This window comes from Dyadobacter sp. BHUBP1 (assembly GCF_050587785.1).
Lineage (GTDB): Bacteria > Bacteroidota > Bacteroidia > Cytophagales > Spirosomataceae > Dyadobacter.
Genome location: NZ_JBOBIH010000004.1, coordinates 144,912 through 168,247, shown reverse-complemented (window position 1 = coordinate 168,247; position 23,336 = coordinate 144,912). Strand labels below are relative to the sequence as shown.

Below are 23,336 nucleotides of genomic sequence, written 5' to 3'. Positions count from 1 at the left end.
ATCAGATTGATGTTAAACGGGGATGAATACGGTAAAGCAAAAAAGCGCAAAGCAGCATCGTGAACGCCGCTACCTGGAACATAATGCTGAGATTGACCTGCGCATCACGCAATAATCCCCCCGCATAAATGCCAAGTCCTCCTACGATGCAACTGAAAAGGTTGAGTATTCCGTAACCTGTCGCCAGGTAACGGGGATTTGCCACCATGCAGAGAATGGGCATCATGTTCGCATCCAGGAATGGCCGGGTAAATGCATAAACCATAAAACCCGTCACCGCTACCCATACCAAATCGGTGCTGCTCGCCAGCAACACACCAGGCGTCCCGATCACGAGGCCCAGGGCCGGCAGCAGGATGCGTGCACGCTTGTTGAACCGGTCCCAGTAGTCGGCAATGCCGCCCCCGGACAATACGCCGAGGAGCATCGGAATGAAGAAATAGGTGGTTGCATACACGCCGGCCTCGGTTTGAGACAGGTTGAAATGTTCCTTATAATAGGTAGGCAACCAGCCGTTGATCATCCAGCTCGCGACCCCGAGCAATCCCCAGGCGGCCAATGCCCGCAAGTAGGCAGTATGCCTGAAAAGCTCCCGGATGGCATCCCGAAAACCTCCGGCAAGCGGCTCGACAGTAGCTCGCGGATTTTCCGCAGCAACCCGGGGCGCATCCTTCAATGTGAATGCAAGAAAGGTAGCATATACGACGCCAATGGTTCCGAAAACCACAAATGCATAATTCCAGGTGCGGCTTTCGGCCAGCCAGCCGCCCACAAAACCAAGGCTTTGCCCCACATAAACACCCGCCATGTGGATGCCTGTGGCTTTCGACCGGGTAGATCCGTGATGGTACTCGACAATCAACGCAAGCGCAGCCGGGATGTAACAGGCTTCGCTTACCCCCATCAGGATCCTCGTTACAAGCAGCTCTTCGAAGGTGGTGGCATGTGAAGTAAGCCACGTCACGACCGACCAGATAAACAAGCTGCCGATAATCACCTTGCTGCGGTTGAAACGGTCGGCAAGGTAGCCGGCAACAGGACTAAGTAGCCCATACACCCACAGGAACACCGATGTGAGCAGGCCGAACTGCGCTTCGGACATGGGGATGGCCGCGACAATCGAGGCACGCATGGTGGTGATCATCATGCGGTCGAGGTAATTGAGGCCGCCTACGACGCACAACATCAGCACGACCATCCACGCGTAAGAGAAAATACCGGGTTTAGAAATAGTGTTATCGGTGGTCATCCGTTTGGGGCTTACTTATTGATATCCGGGATTTTGCTTTACTTTCGGTTCCAGGCTTAGCACCGTGTTCGCTATCGGAAAGAGCAGCAGGTAATCCTGCCCCTTCCGGGTTTTGAGATTCGGCACCAGTTCAAAAGCCTGTTCGAAACGCACCAGGTCCCACCATCTCTTACCTTCGTAAACCAGTTCAAGCAACCGTTCTTGGAGAATGGCGGCATCGTTCTCCTCCTTACTGCCGTTCACAAATGTATGCTTCCTGAAATTGGCCTTGTAGGCACGCTGGCGTACGAGATTGATCTGCTCGGACGGATCCTCACCCAACGCATTCCTGATCTCGGCCTTCATGAGCAGCAGATCCGCCCAACGATAAAGGACAATATCGCTTAAAAACAGCCGCGTACCTCCCGTCACCAGTCCACGCCCTTTCATGGAAACACTGGTATAAAAAGTGGCTTTTCCCGATGCATCATAGGTATATATTTCATGAAAAGATGCCTTTTTGCGGGTATCGTCTTCGGTGAATTGTTTCCTGACCAGTTCTGTCAGCACGAGCAATCCCTGTCCCCCGCCGACTGGCTGAACCAGCGCCTTCGTTTCGGCGTCGGTATTGGAGGGAATGGCGCTATCGATGATCCAATGCAGCCAGAACTGATTATTGGCAGCGCCGTCCAGGTCCTGGTACCGGATCGTCATGATCGTCTCCTTGTTGCCTTTGTTGGCATACTCAAACAAATCGGCAAAATTCGGCAGTAGTGCAACATCTGCTTTCTCAATCTCCCGGATCGCATTCAGTGCCGTTGTGAGATCCTGGTTACCGCCGTTCATACGTTTGGCGGTCCACAGAAACACATCGGCCTTTACAGCATTGGCCGCAGGCTTAGACCATTTGAACCGGCCCGTGGGAAAGTTGTTATCCGTAAACCGCGCAAGCGCTTTTTCCAGATCCGATTTGATAAGGCTAAAAACCTCTGCCTGTGGAGCGCGCTCCCGGATGGTCACTTCTGCTTTCGATGTTTCCGTTGGTTCCGTCCGTATGATCAGATCTCCCCACGTCCTGGTCATCACAAAATACAGGTAAGCACGCATCGTATAAGCCTGGGCCAAAATATTGTTTTTCGCTGCCTCATTAGAGAAAGTGACCTCATCCGCATGTTTAATGATGAGATTGGCGCTATTGATGACCGTATAGAAACCCGACCAATCGGGATGATTGGGTTGATCGCCGCTTAGCGCATTCAAATACAAATCGTTGCGGCCACTTCCATATACGCCCCCTTCGAATACCTCGCTGCGCTGCTCACCAAGTGTATAGATAGAGCCCGATATGTTTCTCAGATTAACGTACATCCCATTCAGTGCTCCCTCGGCATCATTCTGGGTTTTCCAGAAAGAATTGGTAGTGATCACACTCGTTGGCGAAACATCCAGTACATTACAGGAGAAAATGCCTGCCAGCATAGCCAGCCCTAGCATAAAGACTTTGATTATTTTCATGTTTAATGGCTTATCAAAATGAAACACTGGCACCGAAGATGATATTCCTGGGCATCGCGTAGCGTCCGTCATCCACACCGCCTTCTTCGGGGTTCAGGCCGAGGTATTTGGTAAAGTAATAGATGTTGTTGGCTGTTACATTGAACCGCAGATTGGAGATTTTGAGCTTGCCCAACAGCGAAGCCGGCACCTGATAACTCAGGGTGACCTCCCGCAAAGCCAGAAAATCGCCCGGCTCGTTGTACATGGAATTGCCGGAGGTCGTGACGCCGTCGAACAGATTTCGCTGCGTTCTTTCGCCACCCCAGTAGGATCTCGGCATATCCGTCACATCGCCCTGTTTTTTCCAGGATCTTTCCACCATGCGCTGCGTCAGGTTACCGTCGGAATAAAGGTTACCGTCCAGGAACAGCCTTGCCCAGTTGAAAATGGTATGACCGGTGGTATAGTCAAGACGGACATAAAGGCCGAAGTTTTTGTAATTGAGCGTATTTGAAATACCACCCGTCCAGGCCGGATAGGCATTACCCATATAGCGTTTGTCGCGCGAGTCGATGGTGCCGTTCTTGTCGGCATCATAGTATTCCACGTCACCGCCATATTGCGTTTTGTCGGTCCCCACGATGTATGACGCTATCGGACCGTTTTTGGCATCTTCGTCGGTAGCATAAATGCCCACCTGCTTGCGGTCGTACATTTCTCCGAGCCTGCCGCCTTCCTGAAGTCCTCCTTTCCATGCATAGTCCTGCCGGGCATCGTCCCACACCAGCACACCGCCGATCCGGTTGTTTTCTACGCCATTATAGGGCAGTTTCAGGATTTTATTACGGGTCCAGGAGGTGTTGAATGCCAGGTTCCATTGCAAAGCCGATGCCGGCGGCAACACTCTTATGCCCAATTCCACTTCGAAACCACGGTTCTGCAATGTGCTCAGATTGGTAAGCACGCTGGCAAAGCCGGTCGATTGCGGCAGCGACAGGCTGGTGAGCAGGTTGCTGGTTGTACGGACATAGTAGTCGGTGAGGATAGTTAACCGGTTCTCGAAAAAGCCCAGGTCCGCACCTACATCAAAAGTCCTGGATTGTTCCCATTTCAGGTCGTTGTTGGGAATGACCGTATTCTGGATCGCCGCGGCGCCTCCGTACTTCGCACCAACCCCGTAAGCCCCCTGGGCAGTAAAATCACCCAGCCCGGAAATATTCCCGTTCACGCCATAGCTGGCTCTCAGCTTGGTTTGCGACACCACCCGTGAAACACCGCTCCAAAAAGCCTCTTTATGCACGTTCCAGCCAAGAGAAACGCCCGGAAAGAAGCCCCATCGATAAGCCTCGCCCAGGTTGGATGCTCCGTCGTAACGCATATTGACGGTCAATAGATATTTGTTCTGAAAGCTGTAATTGACATTGGCAAAATAGCCCATGACCACCTGGCGCGTCACTGTCCCGCTGACGGCCGTCGGTTCGGCCGAGGCATTCAGCGTAGGGATAAGGTCGGTAGAAGCGCCCCGCCCCGTCGCACTGATGCCCGAGGTGTCCCTTACAAAATACGACAGCCCGGCCCGTGCGTCCAGGTGATGGTCTTTACCCAGTGTTTTGGTATAGGATAATACCCCGTCGGCCTGTGTCTGCCGCCACTTTGAGGATGCTGCGGTGGATATACGCGAGTCGACAAATGCCAGCGGGCCGTTCCAGTAACCGGGTTGGAAAGAGCGGGAATCGCGGGAAACGTTGTACATCGAAACCTGGGGCTGAAACGACAGCCCGGGCAGAATCTCCCAGTTGCCGCCGAGACTGAGTGTCAGCTTTTCATTGGTATTGTTGTACTGACGGGAGTTCATAAAATATTCCGGATTGCCTATGCCATTATTGGTCCCCGGCGCCAGCGTTCCATCTTCGAACCTGTATTTGGCTGTCGGTGCTAATCCCGCATTCCGATAAAAGGTAACAGCTGTGGAACCGTAAGGGATGTTGGATTTGGCCCGTGAGTACATCACCCGTGAAAAGACTTTCATGTTTTTCTTTAGCATTACATCCCCATTCAAGTTGAAACTCAGCCGATCGTAACTGGTCGTAATAACGGTCCCTTCTGTTTTCATATAGCCCAGTCCGGCATTGAACGTGGCCTTTTCATTTCCCCCGCCCATCGACACGTTGTGGTTATGCGACACCCCCGTGCGGTAAAGAAGGCCCTGAAAATCCGTATCCTGAAAAATGAGCGTTTTGGTCGGGTCTGCCGGATCGGGCATACTCTCCCAGCCCTCTTTGAGTTTGTGCTCGTTTTGCGGGGTGAGGTACTGCGTGGTGAAAGCGGTTTTGTTGGTCAGGTCGTTACCCGTACCATAGCCCATGGGTAGGGTCAGGCGCGAAGTGTTGTCACCAAATTTGGCCGCCCCGAAAACACCAAGCCGGTTGATAGTCAGGTAATCCCGTGCATTGGCCATTTCGTACAGTTTGCCCGGCCTGGAGGTGGTCAGGTCGTAAGAGTAAGTGATGCGCGCCTGGCCCGACTTGCCGCTTTTGGTAGTGATGATGACGACGCCGTTAGACCCTCGCGCACCATATATCGCGGTAGAGGCAGCGTCTTTCAACACCTGCATTGATTCGATATCCTCGGAGTTCACATCGTTCATATCCGTACGGATCACACCGTCGATGATGTACAACGGGGAAGCTCCGTTGGGGTTATTAATGGAAGTACCTCCGCGTACGATCACGCGGGGAGCCGCACCGGGCTGCCCCGACGTACTTTGGACGCGCACGCCCGAAACCGTACCCTGCAAAGCCGAGGCTGCATTGGCGAAAGGGACGTTCTCGAAAACCTTTGTATCCAGTTTGGAAACCGAAGTAGTGAGCGTCTCGCGCGACTGCGTTCCATATCCGGTCACGACAACTTCCCTTAATACGGCTACGTCGGGCTTCATAGTCACATTGATCACCGAGCGATTGGCCAGCGCGATTTCCTGGGTCTGATATCCGATGAACGAGAATATGAGACTTCCGCTGCTGCCAGGCAAGTCGAGGGAGAATTTCCCTTCGGCATCCGTAATGGCCCCGGTAGTGGTGCCCTTGATTTGTACATTCACGCCGGGCAGGCCTTCATCGTTCTCATCGACGACCCGGCCTGTGACCTTTCCCACAGACTGTGCGGTCAGCGACGCAGTGCAGCAACAAATTATGGCCATAATAAGCCACACGGATGTTCGCCACAGGAGGTGTAGACGTTTTCCTTTTCGCATGAGGTTAAGTGATAAATTTTGACAAATTTCGTTTTGACAAAACTATCTTCCGGAAAAGTAGGCATCCTCTATTTTTGTTTGCTTTTGTAATACTATTTTTCGAAACTGTAAAAACCCTGCTCCGGACCGCCCGAAACCGGAGAACAGCTTCGGCGGAAGTCAGCCTGGACATTGTAAAAACGCATCTATCTGAGCCACGAAAGGGCAGAGTTCAGTAATTCTTCATAGGACAATCCGCACCGGACATTTAACCCAACGCCCTGCTTTTGCTTCAACGACCGCTGGTAAATGGAGTCGGCCTGCTGCTGATTCATTTCCTTTCCCGCCGCAGTAACCGGATTAATCATTAGCAAGTTCTTCGCAGCAAGTGTTTCCACCAGATCGGGGAGATCATATTCGGCCAATGCTCCGGGCACGGCCGATAATGCGAAGCCAGGTTTGTAAAGCCTTTCCTCGGCAATGGATTGATACGATACCAGCGGCTGGATCAGCACCAGTTTGCCGAATGGATTGTGAATGGCAGCCGCGTGCAGCAAATCGGAGGTAAGCGTTCCCGCGGCGACGCCTGTCAGAACAGTCCCTGCGGTTCCGTTTTTCCTGATAAATTCTGTGAGGACCATAATCTCTTCAGCACGGGTTGCCACCAGACTTTTGTGCGTTAACATGCCAAAAAACCACAAGTTCAGCGGAACACCGTCAATAACCGAATCGCCACCGTTAATGAACCCGCTTCCGAGTTCGCCGATGCCGCTCAGGTCGGGGACAACCACTTCATAACCCTGGCGCGCCAGCCGGTCGGCCAGCTTGTCTTGCTGTGCTGCGTTTGCCTTGCCCTGGTCATCCAGAAGCAGGACGGTCGTACCCATGCTTTTGGCGGGTTTCAGCCAAAGTATCGGCAGATGGTAACCATTACTGCCTTTCACCAGGTATTTTTCGATGGCATAATCGGGGCGGTGCAGCCTGCCTGAGAAAATGACGTCTATTTTGCCTGCCGGCTTTGTAAATCCGGAAACCGAAATAATTTTCTTCCGTAGCGCTTCGGAAAGATTCGCAGCCGGATTTACCGCGTTCCTCTTTGCCGCAAGCGCTTTGGCACGTTTTTCATTCAATGAGAACATACTTTCACCCTTCAAAGCGGTGATTACTCGTCCGCCGGGCGTTACATGCAGCTCTTCGTCCGTCAGCATTTGTACCTCCTGATCGACAGGGCTGCCGGGGTTGTCAAGGTATTTTTGAAAAAAGGCATAGGAAGCCTCCCTGTTTTTGACCGTAGAAGCATGTCCGGCGTCATCTTCCGTCATCTGGATCTGTTCGGGTTTCCCGAAAACCTTGTACGCCCTTTTGGCCTCATTATAAGTATCCCTGGCACCCTGAATCGCAAATATATCCCGGGTAGTGGCCACGATCAATGCGGGTTTAGGAGCGCGCACTTCCAGGAAGTCGGCCATATCGATCCCCTCTTCCAGCCCGAACATCAGGTTTTGCTCGGCGTCCTGCGGGCCGTTGGAGCGGATCAGTTTATCAAAGGTGGTAATATAGCATTCGGGAGCCGCTGCCACGATCCGGTCATCCATTGCCGCGATGTAGGCGCTTTGTGTTCCCCCTCCCGAGCGGCCGGCTATGCCTATACGCGCCGGGTCGACTTCCTTCCTGGTCAGTAAATAATCCACGGAACGAATGCCGTCCCAGATAAAGTAATTGGCTGGTGGAATTCCGGAAATAAATGATTGCACGCCCGCATAGGAATGCTCGGCCGTTGCACCTCCTTTCAGCTCGTCGGGCTGGTACTGTATGCGTTCTCCCTGCCCGATCGGATCAAAGGCCAATACGATGAAACCCTTCTTGACGTAGTTCAGGATCAAACGTTGATAGGCTTCGCTGCGGAAGCCGTTCTCGCTATGTCCGCTGCAAAAAATAATCGCTGGTGCCTTTTCCTGCCTTTTATCAGGCAGGAACATGGCGGCTGTCACGTGGTAGCCGGGACGGGATTCGAAGTACAGCTTTTCAACCGAAAAGCCCTCCTTCTTCAATGTTCCCGTAATGACCGGGTTCAAGGGTGTTTTTGCAGGAAAAGGCCAGACAGCCCTCGCGAGCTTTGCGCGGACATCCGCTTGCCGTTTCTGCCATTGCTCTTTGGTGGTCAGGGATGAAACAGTAGCCTCACGTTTGCCCAACTGCGAAAATGCCCTTTCACTAAGCGATTTGTAAAAGAGCTGATCCGCCGCGGGTTGATGGTATTTCCAGTAACCATATACTGAAAGGTCCTCTTGGGCAAAAAGGTTATCAGATAATCCTAAAAAACAGCAGGCAGCGACGATCCAGGTATTGTATTTCATTTTATGATGCAGGTTTAGGCGAGAAATTCAACAGTCAGCATTCTGTTCTGGCTTCCTGTAACGCTCGATACGGGCTACGGAACAAGCAGTTACATTCGCTAAAAGACCGTGGTTGAAAAACTTCTACTTGACAGAATTTAACTCTCGTAGCCGCTGGCCGGTTATGGCCAGGCAACGACGTCTCTCTTGCACGTGCCTAAGCAGCCTTGTACAAGGGAGACCAAGTGTCTCCCGGTGCTTATCCGTACGAATTGGGTATCGAATTTGAAAACGGCAAAAAGGAATTGATTCGAAATACGATCATGGTAATGCGCTAGAAACCTCCAGAGAAGCTACCAACTCGTCCAGCCGCCATCGACCAGCAGGTTATGCCCGGTGATGAATGCGGATGCGTCCGAGGCCATAAACACGATGGGTCCTTTGATATCCGCGTCATCGGCGAACCGTCCCAACGGCGTGAGTCTCTTATAGTTTTCAACGAACTCCTCCTTCCCTTCCAGCTGCGCGACCCCGGGCCCGTATCCACCCGGACTAATGCAATTGGCCCGGATGTTGTACCGGCCATAAAAATTAGCCAGCCATTTGGTGAAACCTACCATTCCCCATTTATCGTACGTATAGTTGACCGGACTTGTCATACCCGTCTGTCCATAAACCGGAAAATGCGGCCCTACCGCTCCCTGGATCGATCCGATATTGATAATGCTTCCCTTACCCGCCGCCTTCATGGGTTCGATAACCGCTCGGGTCATGAGCACTAGGCCGGTAGCATTGACGCGCTGCGCCGCTTCCCAGCCTGTAACCTCTATTTCTTCCAGATTCTGAAAACCCTGCCGCGAAACAGCATTATTGACGAGGATATCTATACGTCCGAACATGTTCATGACTGTTTCCACAAGTGTGCGGATCGAAGCTTCATCTTCCAGGTCTAGCGGCATGGCTGTTGCCAGGAGCCCCCGGGCCGACAACCCGGATGCTAAATCCCCGCAGGTGCTCACGTTACGCGAGGCAATAACTACCTGAGCGCCTGCTTCCGCCAGGGCTATGGATATGGGTGTACCAAAAAAGCCGGCTCCTCCGGTGACGATCGCAACTTTGCCGGCCAAACTGAATAACTGGTTCATCATCTGATTAAATTTTCCATCTTCCCGGCGTAAGGATTTCGTCGGGGACAGCTGTAAATACTTTCATAAATTCGTCCCGAAGCGACGCCGGGATCTCGGGAGCACCAAGCAATTTCACATTTTCTGCCAACTGGGCCGAAGTAGCCGCCCCCACCACAATGCTATCGATCCCCGGCAGGTCCCTGACGTAAGAAAATGCCAGGCCGGCGATATCGGCCCGATATTCTTTCACAAATGTGTGAAGCTGCTTCAAAAATGGTACGGCTGAGATAAGGTTGCCAGTGATTTGCCCGGGGTCCATAAAAAACAATCCCTGCAGGAACACACTGCGGGCAAAAACAAGCTTCTGCGCCTTTGCAAGACGCTGCAATGCACCCGAGACGACCAGCCGCTGATCGAAGACGTTCACCGGCACCTGCACCGCCTCGACGAGCGGCTCCGCCAGGCAAAAGGCGACATCTGCCGGCTCGTACACCGACACCCCGCCTATATCGATCAACCCCTGCTCCCTGAGCCTTGAAATGATCACCGGCAATATCCCGGCCACCGCATCCATCGGCTCTTCTCCCTTGTGCAGCAGACAGACGGGGAGCTTGCTGATACCCAGGCATTCAATGGAAGCTCTGACACTGCCCTCTACCGATTTCCAGGCCCGCTCCAATGCACCGGCATCTTGCGGGGCGATCTTAAACTTGGAAACCATATTCAGGTCAGCTTCGGTATGACCTGCCAAAAAACGGCCTAATACTGCCTCGGAGGCACCATATTGCCGTGCCGTATCGAAGGTGGTAATCCCTGCATCCACTGCCGTACGCAGCATATCCAGTGCTTCCCGGTCGTCGGGCATGCCTTGTGAATTGGATATTCCGTAAGGCATACCCAGTTGAACGGTCCCCAAGGTAAGCTGGGAAAAACGATATCCTTTAAATGCGATTGTTTTCATGGATCAGCTAGTGCCGAAAGTCAATGTATTTTAATAAACTCCAATAACAGCGGGCGTTCTGATACCGGGTTTGATCTCGCCGCTAATGTAAAACCACTGGTTCTGCCACTGCACCACCGGCAGCGTCACGCGGGCCGGGATACGCTGCTGCCGGCCCGCAAACTCCCAGGAATCGGTGTGGGGGAAATAGTAAAGCACGTCGTTGGTAATCCCCGGATGCGAGGATGGCGTCTTGTGTTGGGCCGTAACGGCGTCAACCCCGCCCCAGAACAAAAAACGGTCGCCCTTTAACACCGGAAGCAGCGAACCACCGGCGGACATCCCCCTCGGCATTGCCGCAAGTTTTTCCCAATGCGCAGTCCGCTGTCCGCCCGAATGCTGAATGTTCAGCCGGTAGCCGTCCTGATGAATCAGCCTGTATGAATTTCCTCTGGAATTGATCGCGGTCGTCTCTCCGCTGAACATATAAAAGTCGCCGTCGAATGTCGCGCAAACCGGGAAAATGCGTCCGGGGCCGGGCCATGCTTCCCATTCAGCCCAGCCGGTTTCGACTTGTTTCAAATCCAGCACCAGGCATTTATTCAATCCCGGACCTGTGGGCGAAACATTTCCCCCCACCACGATCAGCAGGTCGTCAAGCACCGCACCGGACATATTGGCCAGAGGAAAAGGCAACGAAGGATATTGATGCTGCACCAGTGCGGGGCCATTCCATTCATAGCCGATCACCCGGCTTAAATGTTCGTGTGCATTGCTGCCGCCAATCAGAATTACCCGTTCCTGGTGGGAAACCGAAACGCCATAGCCGGCAGCGGTTTCCATTTTTTGCGGCAGCTTTCTCCAGCTACCACCTTCTTGGAGCAAAAAAATCCCGTCATGCCATTTTTTGACGCCTCCTTCCCAGGGGTAACCGTCAGGAAAATTTGCGCCGCCCAGGCAGAGCAGCGCACCGTGGCTTACACCCCCATACATACCCGCAAACCCGCGCTTGTCAGGCAAATCGGGCAAAGCAATCCATTTCAATCCGGTTTGCGCAATAGCCGCTTCAACTACCATCATCATCACTATAATTGAGAAATATTTCATAAAAACTTTCATATCACATATCGACAGTCATCATCAGCACAGCGCCAGGTCCGGGCTCTGCGTACCCACCGGTAATCAAAACCGATTTACGGTGCGGCTGGTCGGAAATAAAACACAGGTTACTGCTAAGGGGTAATGCAGTTTCCAAGCTGGCGAGTAACAATCCCTCAGGCGAAAATACCTGAATAGCCCCCATGCCATAATGGGCCACCCAAACACGCCCTTCCGCGTCAGTTGCCAATCCATCGGGTAAATTATCCACCGGCCTGCCGGAGCGATGCCCGGGCAGCGTGGCCCAAACAGATACCGGACAGACTGCCTCCTCGCTTAACGATATGGCTAGTATCCTGTTCTGATAACTTTCCGCGACGTAAAGCAGCGATTGGTCGGGCGACAACGCAAGTCCATTCGGATAGTCCAGGCCGCCGGCAATGCATTGCTGCGACCCGTCCTTTCCTACTTTGAAAACCCTTCCGCTTTCGCGTACCGAATCGGTAAAAAACACGTTGCCGTGGCGATCTTCGATCAGGTCGTTCGGGCACTGTACAGCGTGCCCGGCGCATTGCCCGTGGAGCAGCTCGCCGGTGCGACCGCCTGTATGATCGAATTGAACGATGGCCCTCTGCATACTGTCGCAGACCAAATGAATGCCCCCGGCGGTGATAAGCTGACCATTCGGGCACCGGGCCTCGGCCCATTTTACGGGCGCTTCACCTCGCTGCATCCGCAGCAGCTGTCCGCCGCTCAATGTGGTAAAGAATAAATCCCCTACTTCATTGACACAGGGACCCTCCGTATAGAAAGGCAGGTCTAGTAGTTTTACCGTGGTACTTTGCAGGTTCATAAACTGTCAGACATATTCTTCAAAAGGAAACAGAGGCACCTTTCGGTTTTTGTATTCAAAAAAGGTCATATCGGCTTGGGTCACTCCGGGCGTGTCGACCTGGATAATAGATGGGCAAACCTCCCCATATGCCGCAATAGGCGCATTGACTCCCTTGGCGACAATTCCCCGGAAACCACGTGGATACAGGCCGAAAGCGGTAAGCTGCCGCAGACTATACGGTGGAGTACGCTTCGTTGTAAGCATCACCGTATTGCCGCTCAGCGTACGGACTACCGCCGTAGGGCCCATGTCGTAATGGACAAATCCGCCATGCCGCGGAGCATCCTCCGTAAAGTGACCGTCATATAATGCAATTACCTCAACGTCGGTTTGAAAACCTTTTTTCCCTCCCAAAGAAAGAGAGGTAACCACCCCGGCATCCACTCTCCTGCATTGGGCTACGCTTTCTGGATCATACAAGCAGATAAAAAAGCCAGAAAAGCCGCCTGCTTCTAGATGTTCGAGGATCAAAGTACTGTCGCCCGGCGCTCCGCCCCCGATATTATCGCCCATATCCAGCAGTAGTATCGGTTGAGGGTGATTTTCAAGACCTTTCAGTACGGCTTCAATATCCGACTTCTTCCCGTTGAATGCCTGTTTGTGGTCCATTAAAAAATCCGAAAGCTTCCATGCCGCTTCCTTTGCCTGGCTGGCCGCAACCGGTGACTGGCTGTGATCCGCGATCACAATGAACCCCGATCCCATTTCGTACACATCCGCATAAGGAAAGCCGAGCAATACGCTCACCGATACCAACCCGTGAAGCTGTTTCAACTCCTTCGCAAATGCATAAAGCCCCAAACAGGGCTGTTGGGAAGTAAACTGCTGCTCGATGCTAATGGCCACGGGCGGTTTAACCAACAGCTGCATGGGCGAAATCTCCCCACGCAGCGTCCTGACCAGCAGCCAGGCTGCCGCCACGCCGGTCTGTTTCTGATCGACGTGCGGGTTGGTTGCATAGGCTATCAGGCCATCAGTCGCATCGATCATCGCCTGGCTGACATTGGCGTGAGGGTCCAGCGTACCGATGACCGGCACCTTGGCTCCCAGTTTCTGCCTCAGCAACGACAGCCAATGCCCGTCCATATCCGGGTACCCCTCGGCCACACCGGCGCCATGCGGCGCGACCAGGCAGGCATCCAACGGGCCTGCCTCGTCCAGTAGCCGCATCGTACGGTCCAGCAATTGTTCATAGCATTCCCTGGTGATCAGCCCCCCCGGCGTAGCCATAGCGTAAAATATAGGCACCAGTTCCATATCCGGAGCGCTGTCTATCACCTCGATCAATCCGCTGATCTCATGATTGGCGCCCTGGTATTCGTCTCTGATCCGGTCCGATTCCAGCCAGTATCCATCCCGGAAATCGGCCAGCGTCGTGGCCGACTCGATAAACGTGTTGGTCTCATGATAAATTCCCAATAATCCCACGCGCCGGGGCGCTTGCTGAAAATCAGGTTTCTGAGGCGCTGGTTCAATCATAACCGGTTATTTACCTAAATGGATGACGGCGTCGACTTCGAATTTGAGCAGGTCGCCCAGACATCCTATCAGCGTGGTACGTGCCGGAAACGGCTCCCGGAAATACTCCCGATAAATGGCATTGAAACTGGCCAGATCCTGCTGCCGGCCGACGTAATTTCTCACCTGTACCGCATCGTTCAGTGTTGCGCCCGCGGCCTCGACAATCCTTTTCAGGTTATCGAACGACCGGCGGCATTCGCCCTCAAAGGTGTCGTTGACGATCTGGCCCTGATCGTCGACGCTCGCCTGTCCGGACACGAAAAGATATTCCCCCGACACGATTCCCGGCGAAAAAGGTAAATGGCTCTGCGGGACAGGCCCGGTAACAACGTGCTTTGTTTTCATAATACACCAAATTTCTGATATGCCTCCATAGCCTTCATTCCATTCCTGATCGCGTCGCGCGTAACGTTCTCAGCGGAAACCTTTTCGAGCGCCGCTGCCAGCACCTGTGCTTCTACCTGCTGCGGTACTACCACAATCCCGTCCTGGTCGGCCATAACCAGGTCGCCGGGCACAAATTTCACCCCGTCGATCTCTACGACCACATCCAGGTCAACCACTTTCTGGCGATTCTGGCTGTCATAGGGGTTTTTACCGGTTGCAAATACAGGAAATCCCATAGCCGTCATTTTGTCGATGTCGCGCACCGAACCGTGCACCACCACGCCCACACAACCGGCATTACTGGCGGCGGTAGAAAGCAGCTCACCCCAGATACCTGACCGATTGGATCCGCCGGCCGCACAGATGAGCACATCGCCCGGCTGGCATGAATCGACTGCCTTCAATTCGAGCTCATAAGGATTAGGATCCTGGTGGTACATATCCGCCCACAGCGTCGTCTTGCAGCGGCCCATCAGCTTGTTGATACCGGTATAGGCGAAAAAAGAGGTTCGGGTGGCCTGGTGGGTAAACCCCAGCTGATCGAGTACGTCCGCTAGCACGGCCACGTATAGTTTGTCTTTTAGTTCTTCAATATTCATTTTTCAATTTGATTTAATACCTGATTCTCAACAGGCCCTGTCCTGATATATCTTAAAACCACCACGCATACCAGCATCATAGCTGCCGCGACCCTGAACATGGCAGAAAGCGGCACGTCCGCGTCGCGAAGCACCCCTCCCGCATAGATTCCCAGCCCGCCGACGATGCAGCTGAACATATTGAGAATGCCATATGCCGTTGCCCGGTAGCGTGCATCGACGATCATGCTCAGGATGGGCATCATGTTCGCATCCGTAAATGTGCGTGTGAGGGCATACAACATGAAACAGCCGATGGCCACAGACAGTACGGCCGTATTACTCGCCAGAAAGATAGCCGGCGCGCCGATCAGCAAGCCGTACAGGGGGACCAGTACCCGCGCGCGGGGATTTTGCCTGCTCCACCGATCGGCCAGAAAACCGCCCAGCAATACGCCCGTGAGCGATGCGGTGTGAAAATACCCCGTCGAATACAACCCGGCCATGCTCTGCGACAAGGCAAAATGCTCCTTAAAATACGTCGGTAACCATGCTACCACCACCCAGCCGACGATACTGATCAACCCCCAGTACAGGATCGCCAAAAGGTAGGACTGCGTTCTGAGCAACCTGCCGATCGCTCCCGCAAAACCCGCGGGCCTATCCTCGCTGCTCTCCGGTTTTTGAATGGCTATTTGAGGATCACGCAGGGTAAGTGCCAGCAACATCGCGTAAACGATGCCGAAACCACCGAAGACCTTGAATGCGAAATTCCAGGAATGGTTTTCAGCGAGCCATCCGCCGATAAAACCCAGGCTTTGCCCGAACATCACGCCGCCCATATGGATACCCGTGGCCAGCGATTTGGTCTTTTCAGGGTGATAATCCATGATCAGGGCCAATGCAGCCGGAATGTAGCATGCCTCGCTGATGCCCATCAATGCCCTGGTCGCCAGCAGTTGCTCGAAGGTGACCGCCTGCGAGGTAAGCCAGGTCACGAGTGACCACACCAGCAGGCTGACAATGATCACTCTGCTGCGGCTGAAACGGTCGGCCAGGAAACCCGCCACGGGGCTTAACAGCCCGTATACCCAGAGGAAAACGGAGGTAAGCAGCCCGAACTGCGTCTCCGACATCGGAATCGCCGCCACAATGGAGCTCCGCATGGTGGTAATCATCATCCTGTCCAGGTAGTTGAGACAACCCACCAGACATAGCATACCGACCACCAGCCAGGCATACAAAGCCGGCTTGTCTTCCGGAAAGGGTTTTGCAATCCTCATAAACCGTGGGTTTGGGATGTTGTTGGTAAAATCGAGGCCAGCGCTCGACTAACTGACGGGCGTATAGAAATTCTCTATTTCCTCCATCATGGCCATGATTTGATCGTCGGTCCATGGAAGGGGCTTCGCCAGCAATGGCGGCTTGGGTTCACCAATGACGATATTGTAGCGTAAATACATCGCACGATTGAAAAAGGACCAGATAACCGGGATAATCGTCTCGATAAACTTCTGGAAAGTAAGCATATACTCCATGGCATGCATCGTTTCTCCGGCCAGGAACGATTCCCTGATGTATTTGCAAGTCGGGCCAAACAGGTTGTAACTTGTACCGATGGCTCCCACAGTACCGCAAAGCGCGGCCTGGCACATCAGCTCATCGGCCCCGCTGAACAGTTTCCATTGCTCCCCTGCCCTGTTTTTGATCGTACTGATTTCCAACATCTTGTCGGTTGTCAATTTCATACCGTGTACCTGTGGCAAGGTCAGCAGCCGGTCGATCACCTGCATATTGGCCGCATTGCCGATCTGATAGGGAAAGAAAGGGACGTCGGTAGCTTGCGCGATGCGCCGGTAATGCTCGAAGGCCATGTCGGCCGAGGCGCCGTAATAGATCGGACCGACAGCCGAAATGCCGTCGGCACCGTGGTCGGCGGCATGCCTTGCCAGGCGTATAGATTCCTCGGTATTGAGGGCACCCACCTGTACCATCACCGGAATACGTTTTCCGGCTATTTCCAGCGTCAGCCGGGTAATCTGCTTACGCTCTTCTTCTGAAAAAAGGAAACCCTGGCCTGTCGAGCCCAGCAGGTACAGCCCATCCACCTTTTGGGCGATCAACAGTTCGATGAGCTTTTCGAGCTCCTTCGGATTAAGGCTTCCGTCCGGGTTTACCGGTGTAAAAAGCGCAGGCCACAGGCCCTGGAAAATAGAACTTTGCTCACGCATAATCTTGATTAAAAAGAGTTTGAATTATTTTTATCCATTGATGTGACGGCATTAGGTCCGTCGGAGGGAGTTGAAAACGCTGATCTACCGCATTCATATCCTTAAAGCCGCTGCCGGTTACCAGGCACACTACCGGGCGGCTTTTATCCAGTTCGTTTTGTCTGAGGGCATTTTCCAGCCCTGCCAACGCTACCGCCCCGGCAGGCTCACAGAAAACACCCTCTCTTTGGGCCAATGCCCGTTGCCAGGCAAACACCTGCTCGTCGCTAACGCTGTACCCGTTGCCGCCCGACCGCCGGCAATGCCCGATAACCGCATCACCGTCGATCACGCTGGCTACCTGCAAGCCGCTGACGGCAGTTGTGGACGCATTCACCGGGACTGCCGCAGCTTCGCCATTCCGCAGCGCGCCCACAATCGTATTGTTTCCTTCTGGCTGCACGCAATGCACCGTGAAATCTGCACCGGATTGCTCCGCGCCACGGCATACCGCCAGCGTAAGCCCCCCGCCACCGGCCGGCACAAAAACTTGCACACCAGTCGGCAGTACCTCAGCTATTTCCGCTGCGATTGTTTCGACACCCCTCATAGCGGACGGACAATACCGGTAGGCGCTAATCGGCAGAGGTAGGTTATGCAAATGGCAAAGCGCTTCCAGCTGGTCGAAAACGAAGGTGGTAGTCTGCGGATCTTTGCCAAAGTCTTTCACCATGACCACTTCCGCCCCATAAAGCTGCATTTGCCGCACTTTCTGCACCGGCGCCCCGTCCACTGCTACGATCACACAACGGATACCGGCGGCCGCGCAATAGGCGCTCAGCGCCGCCCCGGTGTTGCCGCTCGAAGTAGCAATGCACACTTTTTGTCCGCGCATATTCATTTCCGAAACCAGCACGGCCGCAAACCGGTCCTTATACGAGCCTGTCGGGTTAAGGTTTTCCAGTTTGAAATACAATGTATCCAAACCCAGAGCGGCCCCGATACTCCGCGAACGTACCAATGGGGTCTCGGCTTCACCGAGCAAAACCCGGCTTTCTGCCGTCACCTGCGGCAATAGGGAGGAATGTCTCCAGATGTTTTTCAAAATTGATCAGGGAATTGATTTCTTTTTACACTATACCCGCTGAAATTGGGTTTAAAACCACCGTCGACGACCAATGTCGTTCCGGTGACGTAAGAGGCTCCCTCCGAGGCCAGCCAGCATATTGCAGCCGCGATTTCCTCAGGGTTCGCCCCTCTTCCCAAGGGCACATTATCATTTACCGCGTCGATCAGCCGGGCGCTTACATCATCTCCACGGGCATCGCGGTAATCTCGGCTCAATGCAGTCTCGACGTATCCCGGGCTCACGCCTACCACCCTGATCCCGCCGCGCCCATAAGTCACGGCCAGCTCGGCGGTCAGGCTGTCGAGCCCGCCCTTCGCGGCAATGTAGGCCGGGGACGTGCCGGCGGGCCGATCGGCCATCATACTCGATACGTTCACAATCACAGCCGGGCGCCGCAATGCTTCCATTCGCATTGCCACCGCTTGCGAAAGAAACGCCGGCGCGGTCAGGCAAATGCGCAGGGTTTTCTCCCAGGTGTCAACCGGGATTGTCCGCATGGTTTCGATCGTCCGCCAGGCTGCATTATTGACCAGCACATCGACCGTGCCCCATTTTGCAAAAGCATTGTCTATAAGCTCCTTCCAGAAACTGGTTTCGCTCAAATCGCCGGGCAACGATATGATTTGCTTATTGTGGTCACCTTTCAACTCGTCTTCCAGTGCCGCCAATTGCGACGGTTCTATGTCGGTTAACACCAGCCTGCAACCCGCCGAGGCAAATGCCGTGGCGGCGGCCCGACCGATCCCTCCGGTAGCGCCGGTAATCAATACCACCTGGTCCCTATTCATAAATCGTATATTTTCCGGTTTTAATAATGGGCAAAATGCCCCCCAGCGCATCGCCGGACTTCACTTTCACGATAGCTCTTTTGAGAAAGACAATTCCCTCAACGTCGGTATACACCGAATGGCTGGCACCGGACAACGGATCGAAAATGCGCCCGAAACATTGGCCTGCGCGTACTATCTCTCCCAATGCAACCTCGGTCATCAGAATACCATCTGCAGGCGAAGGCATTTTCCCCTGAAGATAACCGCTGTCGGGACGATGATCTTCCAGCCAATAAGGTTCGGGCAACCGGCTTACCTCTCCATCAACCATCCTCAGAAACCTGAGCAGATTTATCACCCCAGCCACATAGGTATCGACCACTGGTCGGCGGAACCCGGTCCCGCCGCCGAATTCCAGGTAAACAGCCGGAACATTTGCGTCTCTTGCGACCGATAAAGTCCGCCCCTGCGGCCGGCAGTCGGTACCCCACACCACCGGCACATCAAAACAGCGGGCCATTTGCCGCTGCATATCCAGAATGCCTTCGTCGGGATGCAGCATATACCCAGCCAACGGGTGGATTTCGTAGGTTAACCCGCCGGTGTGCATATCCACGTAGTAATCGGCCTGCTCTATCAACAAGCTGATTCGGGCGGCATAGGCTTCGGAGGCCGACCCGCTGAGGCTACCCGGGCAAATCCGGGCCAGATCCAGGCCATCGCTGCCCTGCCGTGTCCCATGCCGATAGGCGTCGGGATTTACGACCGTGACCACCGTGACCTGGCCGTGCGTCAGCATTCCCGGCAAAACCGCCGCAAGCTCAGCTGCCGCAACCATGGGCTCGTATTCGTCGCCATGCACGCCGGCAGAAATCAGCACGGCGGAGCCCGGCTGCTTCGCGGCGATAATGGTGATTAGTTCGTTTTCAATGCGCTCCTTCATAATAGGCTGCCCCGCAGGTAGGTTGGGCTGGGTCAAAAATGTTCAGCGTTTTAAAAAGGACTGCGGCCAGCTGCTGATGCCCGGTCTGATTGGGATGCAACGGATCGTTCAGCCATTCACGATGGATTGCCTCGGCCGACCGGCTTGCTATCCCGGCATTCCACGCGGCATCATGATCCACCAGAATGGTATTTTCCCGCCCGGCCACTTTTCGGATCACTGCCACGTATTCAGGGAGTGACACGCGCTCCGGGGCCTTTCCGGCAATGATCGGATTGGGCGTATGGAGGATCGGCACGGCATTCATCGCACGAACCTGCGCTACGATTGATAGCAGATTAGCCTCAAAATCCGCCAGGGGCACCTGGTTGCGCGCGCAGTCGTTGGTTCCCAGCATGACCGAGACCACCCCGGGCCTGAATTGCCCCACACGCCATTCCATATCATTCAGCACCTGCCGGGTCGTGTGCCCGCTCATGCCGGTATTGACGACGATGTCGCCTACCCGCGCCAGTTCCCAGCGGAGGCGCTCCGCGAAAATTTCAGGATAGCTCCGATGCCCGTGGGTATGCTTGGCTCCCTGGGTAATGCTGTCCCCGGTAAAGACCCAGACACCGCGCGTTTTGCCGTTCAGCAAAGCCGCAATCTTTTTCAGATCCTCTTCTGCCGAAGCTGCTTTCCTGCTCGTATGTACATGCGCGGTCGTCCAAGTGGGCAACAGGCCCGCCAATGCGCCTGCCAGCGCACGCAGGAGAAAAAATCGACGCGAACGATGATGATGCTCTCTCATACGGTCGCTTACTGGTACAACCATTTTTGCGAAAAACGCTTCACGTTCGTCACCGACAGATGCGTCTTTTTCGCCTGACTTCCGGCACAATAACCCAGCAACACGTCATTTTTGGTAAAATGGATCGCGATATAGCAGTACCAGCCATCCGGATCGATTTCGATATTCCGGGTGTTGATCCAGGTCTTACCATCGTCTTTGGAAATAGCCACCGTCAGCGGCGTGCGCTCATCTTTCGTTTGGGGCTGGCTGCCATCGTTGTTATTCCACACCAGCAGCAGATCGGACGTGCCGGGGATTCTTTTGATGGAGGCAGGCGAAAGCGGCGAAGCAATGTTGCTAGGCGCTATATGCGACCAGCTGGCTCCTTTATCGGATGAATAGGACAACTGCTGCACACCACCGCTCGCGCGAATGAACATCATAATCCGGCCGTCCTTCAATTCGATCAGTCCGGGCTCCTGCGTAATAATCTGCGAATTATTAGGTACTGCCGAAGACGATTTCCAGCTCGCACCCTGGTCATCGGAATAATAGCTGTACAGCGTGGCCTGATTCTGCCATTTGCCGTCGATAGCGCGATGCAGTGCGACAGCCATCATCAGCCGGCCATCCGACAGTTGGATCACCCGGCTGTTGTTCAACACTAAATACCCTTTTTTGTCGGTAATGCAGGGCACGGGCGCGCTCCACGTCTTGCCTTCGTCGGATGAAGTCCTCATCTGTGGAATACAGTCCGTCTCCGAGTTCTTTTTCAGGTAAAACAGAGCAATTTTCCCATTCTTCAACCGAAGCAGCGATACGGACATCACATTCATATCGCCTTCCCGCTCGACGATCAGCCTGTCGGTAGAAGTCCACGTCTTACCACCGTCACGGGAGAGCCTTCCGGCCAGGTAGGCAGGCGCATGGTCGCTGGTGGAACTGCCGGTGTAACGGCTGTATATAAAAAGGATATCGCCGTTTTTAAGTGTGATAAAATCCCCTTCACTGTTTCTTGGGTTATCCGGGCCGGGGTTGAGCTGCAATGCAAGCTGCGGCTCCCCGCCCGACCGCTCTTGGGCGTGCGTGCAAATGCCCGATGTGACTACCAGGAAGATAAAAGCACTAAGAATTAATTGTTTCATGAGGTTAAGAGTTTAAGTCAGCAATGATCTGATTAATAGCCGGGGTTTTGCTTGACCTGCGGTTCGAGGCTTAATGTAGCCTCTGAAATCGGGAAAAGCAGCAGATAATCCTTACCGGCACGGTCTTTCAATGAGGGTATTTTTTCGAATGCCTTGCCAAAACGCACCAGGTCCCACCATCTTTTTCCTTCAAAAACCAATTCGAAAAGGCGCTCCCGGAGAATGGCTTCGTCGTTGGCATCCCTGGTGCCGCTTACGAAAACATGTTGCTTGTAGGCGGCTCCATAGGCCCGTTCCCGTACCTTGTTGATTTCCGCGGAGGGATCCTGGCCCAATGCATTCTTTGCTTCCGCCTTCATCAACAGCAGGTCGGCGTACCGGTACAGGATCACGTCGTCCAGGAACAGCCGGACGCCGGAGTTGACAAAACCATTGAACTTCACGGCCAGCGACCCGACAAATTTCTGTGTACCCGACGCCGATGTGTATACTTCGATAAAAGAGGCATTCTTCCGGCTGTCGTCTTCCGTAAATTGGCTCCGGATCGTCGCGGACGGTGCCCAGTAGTTCTGGCCGGCCGGCAGACCGATCGCCGCTTTGGTCGCGGCGTCCAGATCGGACGGTAAAAACGCCTGCGGGAAGTACATGAGGCTATAATGGTTGTCGGTCACTTCGATATCCTTGAAACGGACTGCCATCAGAATTTCCTTGTTGCCTTTGTTGGTATAGTCAAAAACGTCTTCGAACTTGGGCAGGAGGCTTATATCCGCCTTCTCTGCCTCGGTAATGGCTGCCAGCGCTGTATTAAAATCAGCATCGCCCCCGCCGAGCCGCTTGGCGGTCCAGAGAAACACATCCGCTTTCAGGGCATTCAAGGCAGGTTTCGACCAGAACTGCCGCCCCTGCGCCAGGGCATTGGATTCACCAAAAAGCTGGGCGGCCTTCGTGATATCCTCCTTGATAAAAGAAAAAATCTCTTTCACCGGTGTGCGCGGCTTCTGGATGGAGGCCGGGTCGTAACCCTCGGTCGGCTCGGTTACCAACGGCAAATCTCCCCAGGTTTTGGCCATGGTGAAATACGTAAATGCCCGCATGGTGTACGCCTGGGCGAGGATGTTGTTTTTGGTCGCCTCGGAAGTAAAGGTAATTTGCGGCACATATTTCAGGATCAGGTTGGTCTGGTGGACAATGTAATACATCCCCAGCCAGTTGGGACCGGCGGTGGTCACATCCAGGCTGTTGTCATGATACCGCTCGCGGCCGCCGGACCCCTGCACGCCCAAGCCCATCACCTCGCTGCGTCCTTCGCCCCACAGGTACAGGTTCTCCGATGCCTGTCTTCGCAAAAGCACATAAAGGCCATTCAAAGCGCCGTTCGCGTCGTTTTCCGATTTCCAGTACGAGGCCTCCGTGATCACACTCACAGGCGCAACGTCGAGGTTATCGGTGCAGGACTGGTTCACCCCGGCACATAACAGTGCCAGGCAAGTCAGGATTTTATATTTTGTCTTCATCTGAATCGTCATGA

At 54.0% G+C, this 23,336-nt stretch carries 19 protein-coding genes; all 19 read right to left on the bottom strand.

The window, feature by feature from the left end:
- Position 1 precedes the first annotated feature (1 nt).
- The 19 genes from ACQ4MZ_RS17290 to ACQ4MZ_RS17200 all read right to left on the bottom strand — a co-directional run bounded on the left by ACQ4MZ_RS17290 (position 2) and on the right by ACQ4MZ_RS17200 (position 23,322).
- Positions 2-1,249, bottom strand: a complete 1,248-nt coding sequence (locus tag ACQ4MZ_RS17290) for an MFS transporter (RefSeq protein ID WP_430846677.1) — start codon at positions 1,247-1,249, stop codon at positions 2-4.
- Between the two features lie 15 nt (positions 1,250-1,264).
- Positions 1,265-2,743 (bottom strand): RagB/SusD family nutrient uptake outer membrane protein, encoded by a 1,479-nt coding sequence (locus tag ACQ4MZ_RS17285; RefSeq protein ID WP_430846675.1) that lies wholly within the window; start codon positions 2,741-2,743, stop codon positions 1,265-1,267.
- A gap of 13 nt (positions 2,744-2,756) precedes the next feature.
- Positions 2,757-5,879, bottom strand: a complete 3,123-nt coding sequence (locus ACQ4MZ_RS17280) for a SusC/RagA family TonB-linked outer membrane protein (protein ID WP_430846673.1) — start codon at positions 5,877-5,879, stop codon at positions 2,757-2,759.
- Positions 5,880-6,163: 284 nt separating this feature from the next.
- Entirely contained in the window at positions 6,164-8,314 is a 2,151-nt protein-coding gene (locus ACQ4MZ_RS17275; RefSeq protein WP_430846671.1) for an acetylxylan esterase, read from the bottom strand.
- 332 nt (positions 8,315-8,646) lie between these two features.
- Positions 8,647-9,441, bottom strand: a complete 795-nt coding sequence (locus tag ACQ4MZ_RS17270; protein WP_430846669.1) for an SDR family NAD(P)-dependent oxidoreductase — start codon at positions 9,439-9,441, stop codon at positions 8,647-8,649.
- A gap of 4 nt (positions 9,442-9,445) precedes the next feature.
- Complete coding sequence (locus ACQ4MZ_RS17265; RefSeq protein ID WP_430846667.1) at positions 9,446-10,381, bottom strand: aldo/keto reductase; 936 nt, start codon at positions 10,379-10,381, stop codon at positions 9,446-9,448.
- Between the two features lie 30 nt (positions 10,382-10,411).
- Positions 10,412-11,467, bottom strand: coding sequence for a hypothetical protein (locus ACQ4MZ_RS17260; RefSeq protein WP_430846665.1), 1,056 nt, complete (start codon positions 11,465-11,467; stop codon positions 10,412-10,414).
- Between the two features lie 13 nt (positions 11,468-11,480).
- On the bottom strand, positions 11,481-12,311 hold the full coding sequence (locus ACQ4MZ_RS17255) for an SMP-30/gluconolactonase/LRE family protein (RefSeq protein ID WP_430846663.1): 831 nt from the start codon (positions 12,309-12,311) through the stop codon (positions 11,481-11,483).
- 6 nt (positions 12,312-12,317) lie between these two features.
- Entirely contained in the window at positions 12,318-13,832 is a 1,515-nt protein-coding gene (locus tag ACQ4MZ_RS17250) for a M81 family metallopeptidase (protein ID WP_430846661.1), read from the bottom strand.
- Positions 13,833-13,838: 6 nt separating this feature from the next.
- The gene (locus ACQ4MZ_RS17245; protein ID WP_430846659.1) at positions 13,839-14,219 is read right to left on the bottom strand and encodes a RidA family protein; all 381 of its coding nucleotides are present in this window, start codon (positions 14,217-14,219) and stop codon (positions 13,839-13,841) included.
- Entirely contained in the window at positions 14,216-14,860 is a 645-nt protein-coding gene (locus ACQ4MZ_RS17240) for an RraA family protein (RefSeq protein ID WP_430846657.1), read from the bottom strand. The genes ACQ4MZ_RS17245 and ACQ4MZ_RS17240 overlap by 4 nt, the downstream gene beginning before the upstream one ends.
- Entirely contained in the window at positions 14,857-16,122 is a 1,266-nt protein-coding gene (locus ACQ4MZ_RS17235) for an MFS transporter (protein ID WP_430846655.1), read from the bottom strand. The genes ACQ4MZ_RS17240 and ACQ4MZ_RS17235 overlap by 4 nt, the downstream gene beginning before the upstream one ends.
- 48 nt (positions 16,123-16,170) lie before the next feature.
- Entirely contained in the window at positions 16,171-17,070 is a 900-nt protein-coding gene (locus ACQ4MZ_RS17230) for a dihydrodipicolinate synthase family protein (protein ID WP_430846653.1), read from the bottom strand.
- Positions 17,063-18,154: a threonine synthase gene (locus tag ACQ4MZ_RS17225; protein ID WP_430846651.1), complete on the bottom strand. Its 1,092-nt coding sequence runs from the start codon at positions 18,152-18,154 to the stop codon at positions 17,063-17,065. The genes ACQ4MZ_RS17230 and ACQ4MZ_RS17225 overlap by 8 nt, the downstream gene beginning before the upstream one ends.
- Positions 18,151-18,966, bottom strand: a complete 816-nt coding sequence (locus tag ACQ4MZ_RS17220) for an SDR family NAD(P)-dependent oxidoreductase (RefSeq protein WP_430846649.1) — start codon at positions 18,964-18,966, stop codon at positions 18,151-18,153. The genes ACQ4MZ_RS17225 and ACQ4MZ_RS17220 overlap by 4 nt, the downstream gene beginning before the upstream one ends.
- Entirely contained in the window at positions 18,959-19,927 is a 969-nt protein-coding gene (locus ACQ4MZ_RS17215) for a succinylglutamate desuccinylase/aspartoacylase family protein (RefSeq protein WP_430846647.1), read from the bottom strand. The genes ACQ4MZ_RS17220 and ACQ4MZ_RS17215 overlap by 8 nt, the downstream gene beginning before the upstream one ends.
- Positions 19,875-20,681: an SGNH/GDSL hydrolase family protein gene (locus ACQ4MZ_RS17210; protein ID WP_430846645.1), complete on the bottom strand. Its 807-nt coding sequence runs from the start codon at positions 20,679-20,681 to the stop codon at positions 19,875-19,877. Before ACQ4MZ_RS17210 ends, ACQ4MZ_RS17215 begins: the two co-directional genes overlap by 53 nt.
- 8 nt (positions 20,682-20,689) lie before the next feature.
- Positions 20,690-21,808, bottom strand: coding sequence for a sialidase family protein (locus ACQ4MZ_RS17205; RefSeq protein ID WP_430846643.1), 1,119 nt, complete (start codon positions 21,806-21,808; stop codon positions 20,690-20,692).
- Positions 21,809-21,840: 32 nt separating this feature from the next.
- Positions 21,841-23,322 (bottom strand): RagB/SusD family nutrient uptake outer membrane protein, encoded by a 1,482-nt coding sequence (locus ACQ4MZ_RS17200; RefSeq protein ID WP_430846641.1) that lies wholly within the window; start codon positions 23,320-23,322, stop codon positions 21,841-21,843.
- Positions 23,323-23,336 lie beyond the last annotated feature (14 nt).